The 19,604-nt window shown below is 38.1% G+C and carries 15 protein-coding genes; 4 read left to right on the forward strand and 11 right to left on the reverse strand.

From position 1 onward, the window contains the following. Window positions 1-13: 13 nt before the first annotated feature. Window positions 14-1,897 (forward strand): cobaltochelatase subunit CobT, encoded by a 1,884-nt coding sequence (cobT, locus tag Bho11B_RS00785; protein WP_078674033.1) that lies wholly within the window; start codon window positions 14-16, stop codon window positions 1,895-1,897. Between the two features lie 140 nt (window positions 1,898-2,037). Here cobT and Bho11B_RS00790 read toward each other — a convergent pair whose 3' ends face one another. Further along, entirely contained in the window at window positions 2,038-2,691 is a 654-nt protein-coding gene (locus Bho11B_RS00790) for a queuosine precursor transporter (protein WP_035006483.1), read from the reverse strand. 102 nt (window positions 2,692-2,793) lie between these two features. Next, entirely contained in the window at window positions 2,794-3,087 is a 294-nt protein-coding gene (gene rpmB, locus Bho11B_RS00795) for a 50S ribosomal protein L28 (RefSeq protein WP_078674120.1), read from the reverse strand. A gap of 251 nt (window positions 3,088-3,338) precedes the next feature. Between rpmB and Bho11B_RS00800 the strand changes: the two genes are divergently transcribed. Continuing rightward, window positions 3,339-4,115 carry an SURF1 family protein gene (locus tag Bho11B_RS00800; protein ID WP_035006481.1) on the forward strand — a complete coding sequence of 259 codons (777 nt, stop codon included), beginning with the start codon at window positions 3,339-3,341 and terminating at the stop codon, window positions 4,113-4,115. Between the two features lie 271 nt (window positions 4,116-4,386). Here the strand turns inward: Bho11B_RS00800 and Bho11B_RS00805 are convergent, their stop codons facing one another. The 5 genes from Bho11B_RS00805 to htpX all read right to left on the reverse strand — a co-directional run bounded on the left by Bho11B_RS00805 (window position 4,387) and on the right by htpX (window position 10,695). Continuing rightward, window positions 4,387-4,539, reverse strand: coding sequence for a DUF1127 domain-containing protein (locus Bho11B_RS00805; protein ID WP_078674034.1), 153 nt, complete (start codon window positions 4,537-4,539; stop codon window positions 4,387-4,389). Window positions 4,540-4,697: 158 nt separating this feature from the next. Next, complete coding sequence (gene purH / locus Bho11B_RS00810; protein WP_035006480.1) at window positions 4,698-6,314, reverse strand: bifunctional phosphoribosylaminoimidazolecarboxamide formyltransferase/IMP cyclohydrolase; 1,617 nt, start codon at window positions 6,312-6,314, stop codon at window positions 4,698-4,700. A gap of 151 nt (window positions 6,315-6,465) precedes the next feature. Then, complete coding sequence (locus tag Bho11B_RS00815) at window positions 6,466-8,178, reverse strand: heparinase II/III family protein (protein ID WP_078674035.1); 1,713 nt, start codon at window positions 8,176-8,178, stop codon at window positions 6,466-6,468. Between the two features lie 57 nt (window positions 8,179-8,235). Then, window positions 8,236-9,603 (reverse strand): RsmB/NOP family class I SAM-dependent RNA methyltransferase, encoded by a 1,368-nt coding sequence (locus Bho11B_RS00820; protein ID WP_035006760.1) that lies wholly within the window; start codon window positions 9,601-9,603, stop codon window positions 8,236-8,238. A 42-nt stretch (window positions 9,604-9,645) separates the two neighbouring features. Next, window positions 9,646-10,695 carry a zinc metalloprotease HtpX gene (htpX, locus tag Bho11B_RS00825; RefSeq protein WP_078674036.1) on the reverse strand — a complete coding sequence of 350 codons (1,050 nt, stop codon included), beginning with the start codon at window positions 10,693-10,695 and terminating at the stop codon, window positions 9,646-9,648. Window positions 10,696-10,770: 75 nt separating this feature from the next. Here htpX and Bho11B_RS00830 point away from each other — a divergent pair, with 75 nt between their 5' ends. Continuing rightward, window positions 10,771-10,986: a DUF1674 domain-containing protein gene (locus Bho11B_RS00830; protein ID WP_035006759.1), complete on the forward strand. Its 216-nt coding sequence runs from the start codon at window positions 10,771-10,773 to the stop codon at window positions 10,984-10,986. Between the two features lie 128 nt (window positions 10,987-11,114). On the opposite strand, the gene rpsP is transcribed toward Bho11B_RS00830, so the two are convergent. The 4 genes from rpsP to Bho11B_RS00850 form a co-directional block, all read right to left on the reverse strand. Then, a complete protein-coding gene (rpsP, locus tag Bho11B_RS00835) occupies window positions 11,115-11,483 on the reverse strand; it encodes a 30S ribosomal protein S16 (RefSeq protein ID WP_035006476.1) in 369 nt (122 codons plus the stop codon). A gap of 79 nt (window positions 11,484-11,562) precedes the next feature. Then, a complete protein-coding gene (locus Bho11B_RS00840) occupies window positions 11,563-11,823 on the reverse strand; it encodes a hypothetical protein (RefSeq protein ID WP_078674037.1) in 261 nt (86 codons plus the stop codon). Window positions 11,824-11,848: 25 nt separating this feature from the next. Beyond that, a complete protein-coding gene (ffh, locus tag Bho11B_RS00845; protein WP_035006474.1) occupies window positions 11,849-13,396 on the reverse strand; it encodes a signal recognition particle protein in 1,548 nt (515 codons plus the stop codon). Between the two features lie 227 nt (window positions 13,397-13,623). Further along, a complete protein-coding gene (locus Bho11B_RS00850; protein ID WP_078674038.1) occupies window positions 13,624-14,295 on the reverse strand; it encodes a carbonic anhydrase in 672 nt (223 codons plus the stop codon). Window positions 14,296-14,548: 253 nt separating this feature from the next. On the opposite strand from Bho11B_RS00850, the gene Bho11B_RS00855 reads away from it, so the two are divergent. Continuing rightward, entirely contained in the window at window positions 14,549-19,264 is a 4,716-nt protein-coding gene (locus Bho11B_RS00855; protein WP_078674039.1) for an NAD-glutamate dehydrogenase, read from the forward strand. The last annotated feature ends 340 nt before the right edge of the window (window positions 19,265-19,604 follow it).

Genomic DNA, 19,604 nt, shown 5'->3' on the forward strand with positions numbered 1-19,604 from the left:
GAATGCGTCAATTATGGCTGCAAAAGAAGGTGATAATAGCAAAAATTCAGCAAAACATTCTTCTAAGAGCCACTTTGATATTGAAACTTTTAAAAGAGCTACATCTACTTGTATTCGCGCCATTGCTAACACACGCGAACTTAACGTTATGTTTAGTCATAACAAGCCATCCCTAAGCAAGAATTGTGCACGTTTACCAGAATTACCTCAACAAATAACCGATAAAGATATAGCTGTTACTCGTGGATTAAGCGATTCTATAGCACTCCGCAAAGCATGGCATGATAGCCATATTCACACCCAATTTGCCCCGATAGAACCAGAAGCACGAGCGATCTTTGATGCACTTGAACAAACACGTATTGAAGCAATTGGCACTTTAACAATGAAAGGAATCGCACAAAATCTTGATATAATGCTTGCTGATAAATATCAAAAAGCCTGTTATCAGAGGATAAGGAATCAAAATGAAGCTCCTTTTCAAGAAGCGATTGCGCTTTTATTGCGTGAAAAAATAACAAAACGCTCTCCCCCAAAAGAAGCCGGACTTGTCTTGGAACTATGGCGTCAATCCATAGAAAAAAAAGTCGCAACAGAATTACATGAGCTAACACTTCATGTTTATAACCAAAATGTTTTCGCACAAATAGCACGTCAAATGCTCGTAGCCCTTGAAATGGCGAATCCATTAAAAATAAACCCTAAGAATCGCACTTCTAAAAAACAGAGACAGAACCACGATACACAAAATCAAACAGAAGAAGAAACTATAAACGAAAAAAAATCTCAAAGTGAAAAACAAAAAACAACCGAACAAAGTAATGATGCACAAAATAAAGGCAAAGAAAAAACTATTCAGTCAAATGATAATGATACACCTCAAAATGAACAAGAAAATTCTCAACAAAATAAATTCAGCAAATCAAAATACTTTCTTCATGCTTCTCAGAAAATGGAAAATTTGGCTGATTATAAAATTTTTACCCATGAATTTGATGCTATTTTGGATGCGACTCATTTTTGTTCTGTAACAGAATTAGATCATTTACGTCATTATCTTGATCAACAATTAAATCATCTCCAAAACATTGTTGGACGCTTAGCAAACCGACTCCAACGCCGCCTCATGGCACAACAAAATCGTTTTTGGAACTTTGACCTAGAAGAAGGTTATCTTGATACAACACGCCTTCCACGCCTTATTATTGATCCAATGCAACCGCCTTCTTTTAAAATGGAATGTGAAACACAATTTCGTGATACTGTTGTTTCACTGCTTATTGATAATTCAGGTTCCATGCGAGAACGCCCCATTACTGTTGCAGCAACTTGTGCTGATATTTTAGCACAAACTCTTGAACGTTGTGGAGTTAAAGTAGAAATTCTAGGCTTTACCACAAAAGCATGGAAAGGAGGACAATCGCGCGAAAAATGGATTCATCAAAATAAACCCTCTCATCCAGGGCGTCTAAATGACTTGTGTCATATCATTTATAAAAGCGCTGATACACCATGGCGCCGTGCTCGACGCAATTTAGGATTAATGCTGCAAGAAGGATTACTGAAAGAAAATATTGATGGAGAAGCCCTTATTTGGGCGCATCAGCGCTTGATCTCACGCCATGAACATCGTCGAATATTGATCGTTATTTCTGATGGTGCTCCTGTTGACGATTCAACTCTTTCTGTTAACCCCAGTAATTATCTAGATAAACATTTGCGCGCTGTGATACAAGAAATCCAAGCAAATTCCCCTATAGAACTTATCGCTATCGGTATCGGCCATGATGTAACACGTTATTACCAACGCGCTGTAACAATCATCAACGCTGAAGAGTTAGCAAATGCCATAACAAAACAGCTTACAGCACTCTTTAAAGAAAATCTGAAGAGATAAAGACCCAATCAACCACCGATCTTATATAAATATTGTTACACATCATCTTGTGCCAAGAATAGAATAAAAATCTTTCTATTTCAGCAGTATAATATAATAAATATCGTTATTGTTGAATAAACAAAAGACATCGTCTCTTCTCAACGCCCTTGATAAAAAGGAGTCCGAAAACTCTTTAAAATTACCCCATAAGGGACAAGCATAAATAGGCTCATAATAATTTTTATTAAAAAATCACCAAAAGCAAGTGAAAACCAAACAGGAATTTCAATACTCATAACACTGATACTGTCAATAATAGAACCATCAGAATAATCAACCAATTGATCGATAAAAGAAAAACTGCTTGCAAAAGCAAGAGAAAAAAACAAAATTGTATCTAAAGCTGAACTCACTAATGCTGCTATTAAAGGAGCTTTCCACCATGTTTTACGCCGCAAAGGTGTGAAAACTATTATATCAAGTAATTGCCCAAATAAAAACGCTGTACTAGAAGCAATTGCGAGACGCGGTGTAGCTAATATCCAAGAAATAAAAGCAGCAGAAATAAAACCAACATACACAACACGCCTTGCTGCACCGGGACCATAAAAGCGGTTGGTCAAATCATTAATTAAAAAAGCAAAGGGATATGTGAAAGCTCCATAGGTTAATAGCTCATCCAAACTAAAGAAATTAACAGGATATTGAACCAAAATATTGGAAGCAACTACAGCAATACACATTGCAAAGCTTGCAAAAAAAAGACGACTTTTCTCTTTTTGCGCAGCTAAAGATTTATATGCTGAAGACATTCCTTTAACCTAGAGAATAGAATCAAAATAAAATATTGGGCCTAAATAATTAAACGCTTCCCTCAATGAAAAAACTTTTTATTCTGCAGGAAAATAAAAGAATTAAGCTACTCTTTCAGCTTTTTTTTTCATAATTTGGCGCTTCAATAAACGCCCACGCTGCGACAATTCCTTATCATCAGCTTTAATCAAAAAGTTATCAAGACCACCGCGGTGCTCAACCGAACGCAAAGCATTTGCAGAAATACGCAAACGATAACTCTGTTGAAGCAATTCCGAGATCAATGTCACATTGCAAAGATTTGGTAAAAAACGACGACGGGTTTTATTGTTTGCATGGCTGACATTATTGCCATACTGGACCGCTTTTCCTGTCAATTCGCAGGCACGAGACATAGATTTCACCTTTAAATTTAAGAAATTCCAAACTCCAACGCCAGAAAAATAAATGGATGCAAACAAAAAATCCACTCATAACCTTGAACGGGCATTATTGGAAAACTGAGTTTTTATAAGTCGTTGGCTATAAAAGGTCAAGTCTTTTAGAAACTTTTTCATTCCTCTATCGGTTATTTTATTATTTTTTTGGTAAAACCCTATAAAATACTTTCTTTTAGCTCTTTTCATATTAAAAGATATTCATTATCATGATGAAAATGGGCCATTCTAAAATAAATCTCCAACGCAAAAACATCCGTCTTTTTTCTGTTCTATTGAGTATTTTATGGGTATTTCTGTTTACTGTCTTTAGTGCATTAGGTGTATGGCAAATACAACGACTAAAATGGAAAACAAATCTTATTACCAGTGCTAATCAACGTGTCCATCTCACACCTATCCAAGCGCCACCTTACAAACAATGGCCAGATATTACTTTTAACAAAGATGAATATCGTCCTGTTACAATCACCGGAAAGCTTCTTACAAACAAAAATATTCTCGTAACCGCTGTTGCACAAAATACCACGGGTTATTGGGTTTTAACTCCTTTAAAAACAACCGATAACACAGTGACCTTTATCAACCGTGGTTTTATTCCTATGGAAGCACGTCATCAATTTGAACAAGAGGAAAAAAACGCTTCGTTTAATAATAATTCTGCACATACTCTAAATCAGATTACGATTACAGGCCTTTTAAGGATGAGTGAAAAAAATGGGGTGTTTCCACGCAAAAACAAACCTGATCAAAATGTATGGCATACGCGCGAACTCCCTGCTATGGCCCAAAAATTAGACCTTTCTCCTGTTGCTCCCTATTTTATTGATGCGCAATCAGAAACAGTGTCACAAGAAAATCTTCCCATTCCTGGCCTTACTGTTGTGCAATTTCACAATAACCACTTAATATATGCAATAACGTGGTTTATTTTAGCCGCTGGTGTTTTAGGGACATCTCTTCTTCTAATACGATATAAAAACTGAAAAAGACACAAAAACTATCCTCCCTTACACACTTAAATGTAAAGACTTCATTCTTATGCTCAAAACCATACCAACACTTCTCGAAAGCAGAACAAATGACAGCTTATTTTTCTGTTTTTCCGTTCTTTCTCCTTACTAAAGAAGAACATAGTACACCCTCTAAACCAGCAGACAATACCGTCTTTACTTTAAAATTGACTGACAACATTATAAATAAAAACAGCGCTCCTTAGAACGCTGAATAATTTCTAAATTTTTATCAAAAATAATATTACAATGATTTACGTGAAGAACGCCATGCAACCAAACTAATATCAGCACGATTAATGCCAAGATCACTAAGCTCATATGTTGAAAGACGACTTAACGCATTAACTGTCCGACGATAACGACGCCATTGGCTGTAAGAACGTAAAATATTCATATTTTTTACCAAACTATTATAGTTAAATTCCTAAACAAGGAAGATAAAACAAATTACAAAAATGAGGAGTGTTATAATTGCATAACTGATTTGCATTTATAACACAGAAGCCTACTCTTCTTATTTTTGAGAATAAAAAATGAAAAAAGACCATAAATTTAGTGGCGAAAATGTCTCACTCCTGTAAAAACCATTGCTAAACCATGCGCATTAGCTGCTGCAATAACTTCTTCATCACGGATCGATCCACCTGGTTGAATAACCGCTGTTGCACCAGCTTCAATCAAAGATAACAAGCCATCTGCAAAAGGGAAAAATGCATCTGATGCGACCACAGATCCCTTCGTTAAAGATTCCGTTAAGCCCATTTTTTGTGCGCTTTCCTCAGCCTTCCGTGCTGCGATTCTTGCTGAATCGATACGACTCATTTGGCCAGCCCCAATCCCAACCGTTGTATTATTTTTTGCATAAACAATAGCATTTGATTTGACGTGTTTAACAACACGACAAGCAAATTTAAGATCACGCATTTCGTCTTGGCTTGGTGCGCGTTTTGTGACTACTTGCAATTCAAAATCATCAACAACTGCATTATCACGTGTTTGCACTAAAAGCCCTCCTGAAAGTGTTTTAGCAACGAGCCCGTTATCACGCGGATCAGGCATTCCTCCTGTTATCAACAAACGAAGATTTTTTTTCTGAGCAATGATTTCGCGTGCAGACATTGTAGCATCAGGAGCAATAATCACTTCAGTGAAAATTTTAACAATCTCTTCTGCACAGGCTTCATCAAGAGGACGATTTAAAGCAATAATACCACCAAATGCTGAGGTATTATCACACGCCAAAGCTTTCAAATAAGCCTCTTTTAAATTCTGCCCTTCTGCAACACCGCAGGGATTAGCATGTTTAATAATAGCAACGGCCGCGCTTTTTTGAGAATCAAATTCTGAGACAAGTTCAAATGCTGCATCGGTATCATTCATATTATTATAAGAAAGTTTTTTGCCTTGCAAAAGTGTCGCAGTAGCAACGCCAAAGCGTTTATCACCAGAGAGATAAAATGCCGCTTGTTGATGTGGATTTTCTCCATAGCGCATCACATTTTCAAGATGACCAGAAAAACTCTGCCAAGACGGAGCTTGAATTTTTAAATCTTTCGCAAACCAAGCCGCTATCGCAGCATCGTAAGCAGCTGTACGCTCATAAGCACGTGTTGCTAATTGACGCCGCAATGAAAAACTTAAACACCCATCCTGTTGTTTTAATTCATCCACAATCAATGCATAATCACAAACTGCTGTTACAACACCAATATAAGCGTGATTTTTAGCAGCTGCACGAATCATCGCCGGTCCACCAATATCAATATTTTCAAGAATTATCTGCGCATCTCCCTCTAACCGAGCAGTTTCTTCAAAGGGATAAAGATTAACCACGAGAAGATCAATTCCGTTGATACCATGTTGTTCCATAGCCGCCTTATGGTCTGGATCGTCTCTTATTCCTAATAAAGCACCATGAACCAAAGGGTGAAGTGTCTTGACGCGTCCATCCATTATTTCTGGAAACCCTGTAATATCAGAAACATCAGTAACAGGTAAACCAGCAGCACTTAACGCTTTGGATGTCCCTCCCGTTGAAATTAATTCAATTCCATAAGCATGCAGCGTTTGCGCAAACTCAATCAAACCAGTTTTATCAGAAACAGAAAGAAGAGCACGACGAACGTGACGAAGATCCACCGTAGAAAATTGTTTTGCAATAACAACCATAATAGAAATCCTAAAATAAAATGGCTAAAATTCAAAAAAAGCCACTATGGACATAGCATAAGCTTTTGCCAAAACATACCCACAGGACATGCAGACAATGCTCCAATCCACAAATAATAGAATTATCTTGGTTGATCTTTCCAAGCGAAGATTATGCTAATCTATGACGTATAAAACGCCAATGAATTTTTCTCTGCAATGCAGTACGAAAATATAAAACAATCTGTTGTGTGCGTTGTGGACCTTTTAAATGAGCAAAATCAATTGAATCTTCGAGAAAAATGTCCGCATCGGGTGACATAAAATGCCACTCCTGCCCACTTTCTACAACTAAGGAAACGCGATTGCCATCATAATAAGCCTCAACCTGCGGATTAAGATGAAACCGAACAGCAACACTATCGTCTTCATTTTGATTGGCTTTATATTTATACCATTGATTTTTCTGCGGTGTAAAAAAATGATCGAAACCTTCAATCATTTCTCCATTTCTAGTTAAAATAAGGCCACGCTCATGCATAAGATTAAAAGGCTTCACATAGCCATCATGGCACGCAATAAAGCCAATTTTTTCTAAATCTTCTATGCGTTGTACTTGAATATTTGTCGGTCCTTTAAGTAAAAGAGAAGCATCATTGTTCCTTTTTTTACGAAAAGCACCCACTGAACAATCATTCACTGTTGCCGTTGAATGTGCTGCTGTCAAACGCCCAAAATGTCGATATTCTGCAGAACCATAAGGATTAACTCCTGTATTAATAATAAAGCGTTTTCCCTGCGAGGACATCTCAAATGACAAACAACCTGAACAGGCATATTCTGCAAAAGAAGCGGGTGGAAATTTTCCCGTATCTGCAAGAACTGTCGTTTGATTAGCCTGTAAACGCTGAAAACCAGAATAACGGGCATAACTAAAAGGGTGCCCAACGGTTTCATCACAATTTAAAATAGTCGATAAACACGCTGGTATAATAGGTCCAACGCCATTAAAACGAGCTACTGTTTGATCTTCATGAATAAAAAATCTCAAAGCAGGCAGCATACGCTCAATAGAATCAATTAAAATACGCGGAGCCGTTTCATTACTGTGCATATACAGATGGCGCAAAGATAATAAATCCGATAATAAATCGAGCAAAATAGCAGGGCTACGGGAAATATGTCCTCCATCAATAAGAACCTGATGCGAAAGTTCATAAACAAGATAAGTTTGTACTTTTTTCTTTGCTGCTGCAGAAACGGGCAAAGCTAAAGATGCAAGTGCTAAAGAAATTGCGGCTTGTAAACGCTGTTCATTTGCTTCCATACAACAAATCAAGATGCGCAAATAGCGAAACTGAAAACCAAGTGAACGTAAAAAACGCTTTTCAAAGCTTTTATTCGCCCCCTCTAATAACATTTGCGAATGGCAAATCCATGAAATGAGGCGCCTTGCCACAACGGCTCCACTCCAAGCAGGCCCTTTTATCTTCTTACTATGATGCTCCAACCAATCTTCTACCAAGGAACGCGCATAAGCTTTTGCCAACTCACTTTGTGCAGCAGTCATATGACGTAACCAATGAAAATCATGCAATGCTTTTTCCCATTGCAATATTGGCGGTACCAATGAAAAAGGAGAAAGAGCACCCGCTTGAACCGTACAACCAGAAAAAGCAAAACGACCATGGTAAAACTCACGCGCTATCATTGGATCAGCGAGATGCAAATCAATTGGATACGCTAAAATCTTTTGTGGACGAAAACCAGAAAATCGCCAACGAAAGAGTGGTCCTGCCCGTAAACGTCGTAGAAAGTGTTGTATGCCATATACAACGGTTGATGTTTTTATCTGAGGAGCAATCTCTGTAATTACCACAACCATATCTCCGTCTACATTTATCCAATACAGCTTCAACTATTTGAGTAAATGAAACGTTAATTAATGTACCTTTCGGAAACGTGCGGCAAAAAAACCATCCATTCCTAAGAATAATTTTTCTTCTGTATTAAAATTTTCATAACAACAATCAGAAGGGATTGTGCGCAAGAAACCCTCCATTGATATCAAATGTGCCATAGCACCCATTTCCTCGGCTAAAATAGGCTCTAAAACAATATCATGACGTATTGCTAAAATTTTCTTAACAAGATCTTCACCCTCTTCTCTTGCTAATGAACAATTAGAAAAAACAATGCATCCATTTTTTTTCACTAAATCAATCGCAGCTAAAAGCAAATCATATTGCACCTCTGCTAATTTGGTGACATCGTCCATTGTTTTTGTCCATAAAATATCTGGATGACGACGTATTGTCCCCGTAGAAGAACAAGGTGTATCAAGAAGAACAGCATCAAAAAGTTGATCAGGATGAAATTGTCTTAAATCACCAAGCCAATAGTGCACTGAAAAATTGAGTCGGTCCATATTTTCCCTTAAACGCTTTAATCGATTGGCTGAAATATCAAGAGCCGTTACATCTGCTCCCTGCAAAGCCAATTGCGCGGTTTTTCCTCCAGGACTCGCGCAAAGATCTGCTACCTTTTTGCCGCACACATTTCCCAACAAACGAGCAGGTAAAGCTGCTGCAACATCTTGAACCCACCAAGCTCCCTCTGCATAACCTGGTAAATCAGCAACAGAATAAGCCGAAGAAATAAGGCGAACTGAACCATTAGGCAAAACAATGCCTCCCAACCGCTTTGCCCAACCAGCACTATCAGATTTCACCGTCAAATCAAGAGGAGGTGTTATACTTTGAATGGCTAAAATTTGATCAGCTTTCTCTGCTCCATATGTCGATACTAAAAGTTGCCCGAACCACATTGGAATAGCTTTAATTGTAGGCGTTTGCATCCGCAAAATAGGCGCCTCACGTGCAAAATTACGTAAGATAGCATTCACTAATCCCGAGAAACGGGGCATCCGCGGATCAATCTTTGCCACACGTACCGCTAAATCAATCGCTGCATGATCGGGAATATCAAGATAAAGAATTTGCGTTATACTAATATGTAAAAGATGATGCAGGGAAAATGCTTGTGCTGGCAAAGGGCGCACTAAAAAGCGTGATAAAGCCACTGTAATCTGGCTTCGATGACGTAATGCCGCTCCCAAAATAGCGCGACACAATAAACGATCACGATATGAAAGCTTTAAATATTGTGGATGACCATACTCATTATCTGTCAAACCAGCAAGAGATGTACGCTTATCAAGTACTGCACCTAACAAACGAACGCACACTTGCCGAACAGCTAACCCAGGCACATCTCTCTCAAACATATGCCCCGCTTTTTTATCTTTCAACACAATGCCTTTATTCTACCTTGTTTCTTTTAATCTTTATGATTAAAACTTCTTCGGATTTTTACGACGAAGCCAAGCAGGACGAGTTTTCGCCTGTAGTAAAACATTTGTCTCTTCATCGCTTAACGGATTATTCTTATCCTTAAAATTGAGATTTTCATAGTCTAAGATATTATTTAACCCTTTCAGATTATTCTCCTCATAGTGCTTGATAATGCCTTGATCAATTGTTGATATATTCATTTCTATGGCTTGTTGTTGCAATGCTGCAATCCGATTTGCCGTCGCTGGGTGTGTAGAAAAAAGGCTATCCGCACCTTCACCACTCAAAGGATTAATAATAAACATATGAGCTGTCGCTGGATGATGTTCCGCCTTTTCATTATAAATCGTATATCCACCCCCTGCAATCTTTCTCAAAGCCGAAGCTAACCATAAAGGATTACCACATATTTCAGCACCTCTCCGATCAGCAGCATATTCACGCGTACGACTAATAGCCATTTGCACCAACATAGCCGCGAAAGGGGCTATCAACATAGCAATAATACCCACAAATGTCCCGGTACCTTGAGAAGACCTTGAAGAATTACGCTGTCCTCCCGTTAATAAAGCAAAATTACCAAGCATTGAAATAGCTCCTGCAATTGTTGCTGTAAGAGTCATCGTTAATGTATCACGATGTTCAATATGCGCGAGTTCATGAGCCATAACTCCAGAAATTTCTTCTGCACTTAACTTTTCCAACAACCCTGTACTAGCAGAAACAGCAGCATTTTGGGGATTACGCCCCGTAGCAAAAGCATTCGGTTGTGCACTATCAATGACATAGACCTTCGGTTGAGGGAGAGAAGCTTTCTGAGCTAATTCACGCACAATATTAAAATAAACTGGTGCAGAATACTGATCAACCTCACGCGCTCCATACATACGCAAAACTATTTTATCTGAATTCCAATAAGAAAAAAAGTTTAAGCCTCCTGCCATTAAAAGCGCAATAAGCATACCCTTACTTCCTCCAATGAGATAACCAAATCCCATAAAAAGGGCAGTCATAAAAGCTAAAAGCATTGCTGTACGCACTCTATTCATAATTAAAACTCCATGATAGAATATTATTATATGATGGGGCTCTCTTGTTATTTCTTCAATGAAATTGAGGTACAAATGAACAAAAAAGACAAAAAAATGAGAACACAAAATACCACTATTCCCCAACACACACCAATTCCCCCTGAAGCACAACGTGCCCTTCAAGAAGCTGAAGAAAGACGTAAATGTGCAACAAATGAAAATCAGCCATTAGAAAACGGCGGACGGGGTGGAAAAGATCCCGCACGTTATGGAGATTGGGAAATAAATGGGCGCGCCATTGACTTTTAAAGCCTTTATTGACTTTAAAAAAACCAAACCATCTTCTAAAGAAAACAAATCTTTTTAAAATAAAACTAACAGTGAAATTTTACATTGTATAAGCTTTTAAGGCTCACATTGTTGATTTACTTCATTCATTATGCTTCTTCTTTTGAAATTGTTTCTGACGCTTCTTCAGCAGCTTGTTTTGCTGCAGCTATACGTTCTTGTGCTTTTTTACCAGGTTCACCTTTATGAGGATTATTACGTGCCGGACGCTTTTTTAAACCAGCGGCATCTAAAAACCGTAGAACACGATCTGTCGGTTGAGCTCCTTGACCAAGCCAATATTGGATACGCTCTTCATTAAGTTTTACACGTTCTCCATCTTTAGGCAACATTGGATTCCAAGCACCAACACGTTCAAGAAAACGTCCATCACGCGGACTCCGTACATCCGCAACAACGATATGATAATAAGGACGCTTTTTTGAACCACCACGGGACAAACGAATTTTTAATGCCATATTTTTCTCCTGTTGTCATCTTGACTTGTCGTTTAAACTAATTTGTTTTCTGTGTTCTTTAAAAATTATTTTTTGATTATCAATCACTTCTTGAATAATGACCTGTAAATTTCTTAGCAAGATTCGGATTAAGATAACTGTCTCGCGTTAATCGCTGCAAATGCACCACCTGACACTGCTCATACGCACAATCAACTTCAAGCAAACCATGACGCACTTTATCCCCTTCTGTCCCTTGCATACAATAAAATCTTTTTGCTAAAAAATGACCCAGCGCTGCATTAAAATGATCAAACGATGTCCACAAATGCCCTAAATCATTGGGTGCTTTTCCCTGCATTACACTTCCTTCTCTTTTTGTCTTTTTACTTTTTCTTAGAAAAAGGAGAATTTTTCTCCGTCCCCTTTAAAAGACCAGGAAATGTTAATTCGCGCCCCAGAAGTCCAGGTAATCCACCCCCTAAATGACCCTTTCCAATCTGATTTTGCAGTTTTGAGAATTGAATTGAATCAAGTTCTGATAAATCGGGTATAGTATCAGGAGCTTTCATATCACCAAATCCCGTTTTGGAACCGAACTTCCCTAACATTTTCTCCATAAAACCGCCTGTATTTTTCCCTCTCATAGCTTTTACCATATCAGCCATTTGGCGGTGTATTTTTAAAAGCTTATTAATATCTGCTGCACTTGTCCCCGACCCCTTAGCAATTCTTTGTTTACGACTATGTTTTAAAATCTCAGGACTAGCGCGCTCTGCATGTGTCATAGATGAAATAATTGCTAATTGCCGATTAAAAAGACAATCATCAAAACCTGCCGCTGCAATTTGATTCTTCACCTTACTTAACCCTGGCATCATACCCATAATACCCCCCATTCCACCCAGTTTTTTCATTTTATGCAACTGTTCGGCAAAATCATTCAGGTCAAATTTTCCGGCTTGCATTTTTTTCGCAAAAGCCGCCACTTTTTCACGATCAATTGTTTCAGCAGCCTTTTCAACCAAAGAAACAATATCACCCATACCGAGGATACGATCTGCAATACGACCGGGATGAAACTCTTCTAGAGCATCCATCTTTTCACCAGTTCCGATTGCTTTAATCGGCTTGCCTGTCACTGCACGCATTGAAAGAGCAGCTCCACCACGCCCATCACTTTCCATACGTGTTAAAATAATTCCTGTAATTCCTATACGCTCATCAAAAGAACGGGCAAGATTAACCGCATCTTGACCAGTAAGACTATCGGCCACCAACATAATTTCATAAGGTTGCGAAGCTGCTTTAATTTCTTTTAATTCAAGCATAAGTGCTTCATCAATATGGTTACGTCCTGCTGCATCAAGAAGCACAACATCATATCCCCCTAATTTAGCAGCTTGCACTGCACGCGCAGAAATATCGACAGGAGATTGATCAGGAATAATCGGTAAACTCGGAACTTGCACTTGCTCTCCTAATTGACGGAGCTGCTCTTGCGCCGCAGGACGACGTGTGTCCAATGATGCTATTAAAACTTTTTTATTATGTTTGTCTCTTAAACGCTTTGCAAGTTTTGCTGTTGTTGTTGTTTTCCCTGATCCTTGTAGACCAACCAGCATAATAACAACGGGTGCCGGCGCATTGAGATCACTTAAAACACCTTCTCCCCCAAGCATATGAACCAGTTCATCATGAACAATTTTCACAACCATTTGACCGGGTTTAATGGACTTAACAATTGTAGTCCCAACGGCTTTCTCACGAACTCTATCGGTAAAAGAACGAACAACATCTAAAGCAACATCAGCCTCTAACAGAGCACGACGAATTTCGCGCAGCGCTGTTGTTATATCCTTATCTGATAAAACGCCACGTCCCGTTAAATTAGATAAAATGGAACCAAGACGTTCTTGCAAAGTTTCAAACATCATTTACCTCATTGCTTCATAACAAACAAATCAACATAGCACCCGAGGACGCAACGCGTTGTCGGATGTTGACCTCTGGGATCTTTTTATACCATAACAGGGTCCCAGGCGGTGGCTCCAAATTAATCTTGTCATTGAATGCTGTTTCTTTCAAACAACAAAAACCTTTCTTTGTCAAGATATATCACACAGCACCTTATTTATATGAAAACTAAAATAAAAATCACTTATATCTGCGCAGATATCTGCGCAGAAGTTCCACGCTCAACACGCACAAAATTACCCGTTTCTTGTTCCATACTCCATAATTCACCATTTGCAATGTCAAACCAAGCACCGTGTATTGTCAAAAGTCCTTGATCTTTACGAGCCTTTAACCATGGAAATGTTTCCAAATTCTGCAATGAATAATGAATAGAAAGTCGTTCTAATGCAGTCTGTCGCTCTAAAGGAGTGATCAATTTATTCTCGGTTACTTCTTCTGCAGCAGGAGCCAAAAGACTCATCCATCGACCAATAAAATCATTTGATGATAAAGATGTGCATTTTCCATTAAGGACATTATTAATTCCCCCGCAATGCGCATGCCCCAAAATAACAACATGCTTAACTTTCAGCACTTGCACTGCAAATTCAATAGCCGCTGATGTTGCATGATATTGATAATCAGGCGAAAAAGGAGGAACTAAATTGGCGACATTACGCACCACAAAAATTTCACCAGGATTCGCATCAAAAATAATTTCTGGTATCGCGCGCGAATCACAACACGCAATCAATAAAGTTTCAGGTTTCTGTCCTTCCACTGCTAATTGCCAATAACGTTCCACTTTATGCGTAAAATGATTCGTTATAAAAGATTGATAACCGCTTAAAAATTTTTCTGGTAAACATGTCATAATATATTTACTTTCATTATACACTTTTAAAATATGCTCTTACCCTGCAATAAAATTAATGAAAATATTCTTGTTACGCACAAGATGTACTTTCTTAAAACAACCAAACACTTCTTACGAAGTAGAAAATAATTTTATTCTAGCAACAACAAATAACTATTCACTTCAAAAAGAAGATGTTACAGTATAAAAATGGCATAAGGACCTGCTCTTAGGATTTAAAGAAAAGGTTGCCACAATAAATAAAGGGAGGATGATTGTGTCAACACAAACAGCACTAAATCTAAAGAGCACTGAAAATAAAATAGAACAAATTCTTTTTTCTCATACTGATAAAGAAGATATTGCTTTCTATAAGCAAGATGAACTTCACAAAGCTACAAATGTAGCCATCGAAGCATTTAAGTCCCACCAGCCTGGTAAAAGTACAATTTGTTTTGAGCACGCTTTAACGCGTCATGATAAATCTATAACTGTTATTACACTTGTTAATGATAACAAACCTTTTCTTCTTGATTCTATATTGCATGTTTTTAAACAGCAAATAAATCACATTTATTTAATCGCACATCCTGTTCTTGAATGTGACTCTGGACAACGTATCAGCTTGATGCAAATCCACATTGAATCATTAAACAAAGAAAAGACAAAAAAGCTTAAAGATGAAATCACTCTCGTTCTTGAACAAGCCAATGCGGCTGTACAAGACTGGAAACCGATGCTTGAAGAAGTCAAGAAGCATATTCATACCTATCAAACAAATCTTCCATCGAACTACCAAAATGAAGGGGTAAAAGCCATTGAATTTCTTGAATGGCTTATGGACAATAATTTCATCTTCCTTGGAATGCGGACCTATGACTTTACCAAAGGCCAAGAACCCAAAAAAGCCTTTAAAACCGGTAGTATTGAGCTAGGTATTCTCACTGATGCTTCTATTCGCATTATTGGTGATGCGAGCGTAGAAGAACGCCCCAAAGAAGTCTTATCTTTTATGGAAAGTGACAATTTGCTTATTGTTACAAAAGCCAACAGCCGCTCAAAAATCCACCGTCCTGTTTGGTTGGATTATATCGGTCTTAAGATTTTTGATAAAGAAGGGTATCTATGTGGAGAATTACGTATTGTTGGGTTGTTTACATCCTCAGCCTATACGCACTCTATTCTGCAAATTCCGTTTTTAAAAGAAAAAGCGAAGACAATTATTCAACGCCTTGGATATAATCAGACCGACTATTCTGGAAAAGCATTGATGAGTGTCTTAGAAACCTACCCAAGAGATGAAATGTTTCGCTCTGATGTCGATACATTGACAAAAAATGCAGAGCTTATCATGCAATTGGATGAACGTCCGCGCTTACGGGTCCTTGCTCACACTGATCCTTTTGGACGTTTTGTTTCGATTCTTGTCTATGTACCGCGTGATCAATATAGTAGTAATATCCGCGAAAAAATTGGACTATATCTTGTTGAAACCTATAAAGGTGATTTCTTTGAATCTTATCCACTTTTCTTAGAAAGTACGCTTATCCGCGTTCACTACATTATCCATCGTAAAGGAAGTCACAGTGCTCCTGTCATTGAGCGTACCACACTTGAACATCATATTCGCTCTATAACCCAAAATTGGGAAGATAGCATCCAAGCCATAGCTCTTATTCATAAAGCAACAGACCAACAAATATCTTTAGCCAGTGACTTTCCTAATAGCTATCGTGATTTATTTTCAGCTGAAGATGCTATTAAAGATGCTGACCATATCTTAAGCCTTAATAGCGAAAAACCTCTTTTCGTTACTTTTTACCGCGCCCACAATAAAGAGAAACACAATATTTCTCTGCGACTTTTTCATCGTAACGAAGCCCTTGCCCTTTCCAAACGTGTACCCCTTCTTGAAAATATGGGCTTTCGGGTTATTGCTGAACAGACGTTGGAGCTCCCAGACGGCTATGGGCATTCTGTATATCTTCATGATATGCAATTGGAAAGTGATTTCCAACTCGATATTGATCTCGATAAAAATGCACAAAAGCATGCTGAAACATTTGAAGCCGTTTGGGAACAAAATGCGGACAATGATGCTTTTAATGCCTTAACACAAACAGCTCAACTCGACTGGCGCGAAATTGTTATTTTGCGTCATTATGGACGCTATCTCCAACAAACTGGAATTCCTTATTCACAAAAACGCGTTGCTCAAACTTTAAACGCTTATCCTGAAATTACTAAAGATCTTTATGCTTTATTTCATTTGAAATTTCATCAAAGCCATAAAGAAAAAGAACGACTCAACAATGAAGAAATCATTCAGCAACGCATTGAAGAAAAATTGCAGAAAGTGCCAAGTTTGGATGATGATCTTATTTTGCGTCGTTATCGTAATCTCATTGTTGCAAGCTTACGAACGAATGCCTATTCTCCTCTTCCTGATGGAAGCCCACGACGTATCATAGCAACAAAATTAAATCCACGCCAAATTGAAGGCTTACCTGAACCACGTCCTTATCGAGAAATTTTTGTTTATGGACCTGAAGTTGAGGGTGTCCATTTACGCTTTGGTCCTATCGCCCGTGGTGGTATTCGTTGGTCTGACCGTGCATTAGACTATCGTACTGAAATATTAGATCTCGTTAAAGCTCAACAAATCAAAAACGCCGTTATTGTTCCTGTGGGTGCGAAAGGTGGATTTTTCCCTCATCGCCTTCCTCAAACCAATGATCGTGCCGTTATAACAGAAGCAGCACGGCAAGCTTACACAAACTACATTACAGCACTCCTTTCGATTACTGATAACCTGATCGATGGTAAGATACACCCGCCTCAAAATGTCATTTGTCACGATGGCGATGATCCTTATTTTGTCGTTGCTGCCGATAAAGGTACTGCAACCTTTTCTGATACCGCTAATGCTATTAGCCAAGCAAATAATTTTTGGCTTGACGATGCTTTTGCATCCGGAGGATCCGCAGGATATGATCATAAAGCAATTGGTATTACAGCTAAAGGTGCATGGGAAGCTGTAAAAAGACATTTTCGAGAATCATTTAATCACGATATTCAAACAACTCCCTTCACCTGTATTGGAGTTGGTGATATGTCGGGAGATGTTTTTGGGAATGGAATGTTACTGTCTCAACAAACAAAGCTTATTGCTGCCTTTGATCATCGCGATATTTTCATCGATCCCGAACCAGACATAGCAGCAAGTTATGCAGAGCGTATGCGCCTCTTCCAACTTCCTCGTTCAAGCTGGCAAGACTATAATCAAACAAAACTCTCAAAAGGGGGCGGTATTTTCTCACGAACTGCCAAAACAATCACTCTTTCTCCTGAAGCAGCACAAGCTATTGGTTTTGAAAAGCAAACAGGAACACCCTTTGAAATTATTTCAGCCATTTTAAAAGCCCCTGTAGATCTTTTATGGTTTGGTGGTATTGGAACCTATATTCGTGCAACAACCGAAACGGATACTCAAGTCGGCGATCGCACCAACGATTCCATTCGCATCACCGGTGAACAAGTGCGCGCAAAAGTTATCGGTGAAGGAGCAAACCTCGGTCTTACACAACGCGGTCGGATTGAATATGTTTTAAACGGCGGACGCTGTAATACCGACGCCATTGATAATTCTGCAGGTGTTAATTGTTCTGATCTTGAAGTTAATATTAAAATTGTTCTTGCCTCAGCTCTACGCACAAAAAAACTGACTCGTGAAGCCCGTAATGAGTTGTTGAAACAAATGACCCCACAAGTTGAGCAATTGGTTTTGCGTAATAATTATTTGCAACCGCTTTCGCTTTCCTTAGCTGAAAAACGAAGTGTTATTGATTTACCTTATCAAATACGTTTTATGCATGATTTAGAACAGAAAAAACTTCTAGATCGTAGAGTTGAAATTCTCCCCAATGAGCAAATTTTACGTCAAAGAATGAGCCAAAATCAAGGACTTATCCGCCAAGAGCTTGCAGTTATTTTAGCTTATGCTAAATTAACTCTACAAGAAGAAATTGCAAACAATCCAATTGTTGACAATTGTTATTTCGATACAACCTTGTTGAATTATTTTCCAACTCAACTTCAACAAAATTTTAAAAAGGAAATCATTGAACACCAATTACGTCGTGATATTATTGCAACTCTTATTGCTAATGATATTGTGAACCGCGGTGGACCTACTTTTGTTAATCACTTGCAAGATATAACAGGTCAAAAAACTGAAAACATTATTCGTGTGTTTATTATCATCCGAGATAGTTTTGAAATTCCTCAGCTTTCGAGCCAAATTGATAATCTTGATAATAAAATACCAGGATTGAATCAAAATAAATTCTATGCAGCAATCACTTCAATGCTTTTTGAAGCAACCAATTGGGGCTTGCGCAATATGGATCTCTCAGTGCCATTAGAAGAGCTTGTGCAAACAATTAAAACAGCGCGTAGCCTGATTGAAAAAAAGCTTCTGCACGCCAATGATCAAGATATCAGTCAAAAAATTGAAGAAAAAGCAACACAATACAATGAAGAAGGAGCTCCAAAAGCTTTAGCAAGACAATTAGCTCTTTTAGATGTTGCTCCAATGATCTGTGATATTTCTTTGATTGCAGAACAAAGCAAAAGTGATCTTATGAAAACTGCAGAAATCTATTTTTCACTTGCTCAGGTTATTCGTATAAATCGTATCAATGAAGCAAGCCAAACAATTCCTATTGTCGATTATTACGATGGTATGGCCTTAAGTGAAGCTAAAGAAAACATCGCTGATAGCTTGCGACAAATCGTTATAAAAATCTTAAAAAATTATAATGAAAAAAATGATTCTCTAGCAGCTTGGATAAAATCTGATGAAGATCAAATTCACAATATCATCAACCGCGTTCATGCACTCATTGAAGGTGATCTCAATGTTTCTCGCTTTACTTTTACAGCAAGTATGATTGCCCAACTTAAAAATACTGCTTTTCAAACTTAAAACATTCACGATCAACCTTAGAAAAGATTTTATTGATCTCCTTGTAGATTAAGTGCAAGGAGATATATGCGCTGTTGTTTGCTTTTGAAAAAAGAGAACAAAAATAAAATACGGAAATGATGAGCATTATCGTCACTCATCCTAAAAATATGACGCATATCAACAAGCCATACTCATAGTGATGAAGCAAGCAGAAAAAGGACTGTGCTCATCTCATTTCTTGATTGTTCCTTTTTTCCATAAAAATGATCATACTTTTTTGGATGTTTTGTTATCGTATTGTTTGATATAATTTCTTTAATTCAAATTTCTCTTTTTAAGAATGATTTTCAGAATCCAT

Origin of the sequence: Bartonella sp. 11B (assembly GCF_002022625.1) — a bacterium.
Classification (GTDB): Bacteria; Pseudomonadota; Alphaproteobacteria; order Rhizobiales; family Rhizobiaceae; genus Bartonella; species Bartonella rochalimae.

Excerpts from the sequence above, each read along its gene's own strand:
- cobT (WP_078674033.1), top strand. The coding sequence starts at position 14 with ATGGCTGCAAAAGAAGGTGATAATAGCAAAAATTCAGCAAAACATTCT.
- Bho11B_RS00790 (WP_035006483.1), bottom strand. The coding sequence starts at position 2,691 with ATGTCTTCAGCATATAAATCTTTAGCTGCGCAAAAAGAGAAAAGTCGT.
- rpmB (WP_078674120.1), bottom strand. The coding sequence starts at position 3,087 with ATGTCTCGTGCCTGCGAATTGACAGGAAAAGCGGTCCAGTATGGCAAT.
- Bho11B_RS00800 (WP_035006481.1), top strand. The coding sequence starts at position 3,339 with ATGATGAAAATGGGCCATTCTAAAATAAATCTCCAACGCAAAAACATC.
- Bho11B_RS00805 (WP_078674034.1), bottom strand. The coding sequence starts at position 4,539 with ATGAATATTTTACGTTCTTACAGCCAATGGCGTCGTTATCGTCGGACA.
- purH (WP_035006480.1), bottom strand. The coding sequence starts at position 6,314 with ATGGTTGTTATTGCAAAACAATTTTCTACGGTGGATCTTCGTCACGTT.
- Bho11B_RS00815 (WP_078674035.1), bottom strand. The coding sequence starts at position 8,178 with ATGGTTGTGGTAATTACAGAGATTGCTCCTCAGATAAAAACATCAACC.
- htpX (WP_078674036.1), bottom strand. The coding sequence starts at position 10,695 with ATGAATAGAGTGCGTACAGCAATGCTTTTAGCTTTTATGACTGCCCTT.
- Bho11B_RS00830 (WP_035006759.1), top strand. The coding sequence starts at position 10,771 with ATGAACAAAAAAGACAAAAAAATGAGAACACAAAATACCACTATTCCC.
- rpsP (WP_035006476.1), bottom strand. The coding sequence starts at position 11,483 with ATGGCATTAAAAATTCGTTTGTCCCGTGGTGGTTCAAAAAAGCGTCCT.
- Bho11B_RS00840 (WP_078674037.1), bottom strand. The coding sequence starts at position 11,823 with ATGCAGGGAAAAGCACCCAATGATTTAGGGCATTTGTGGACATCGTTT.
- ffh (WP_035006474.1), bottom strand. The coding sequence starts at position 13,396 with ATGTTTGAAACTTTGCAAGAACGTCTTGGTTCCATTTTATCTAATTTA.
- Bho11B_RS00850 (WP_078674038.1), bottom strand. The coding sequence starts at position 14,295 with ATGACATGTTTACCAGAAAAATTTTTAAGCGGTTATCAATCTTTTATA.
- Bho11B_RS00855 (WP_078674039.1), top strand. The coding sequence starts at position 14,549 with ATGATTGTGTCAACACAAACAGCACTAAATCTAAAGAGCACTGAAAAT.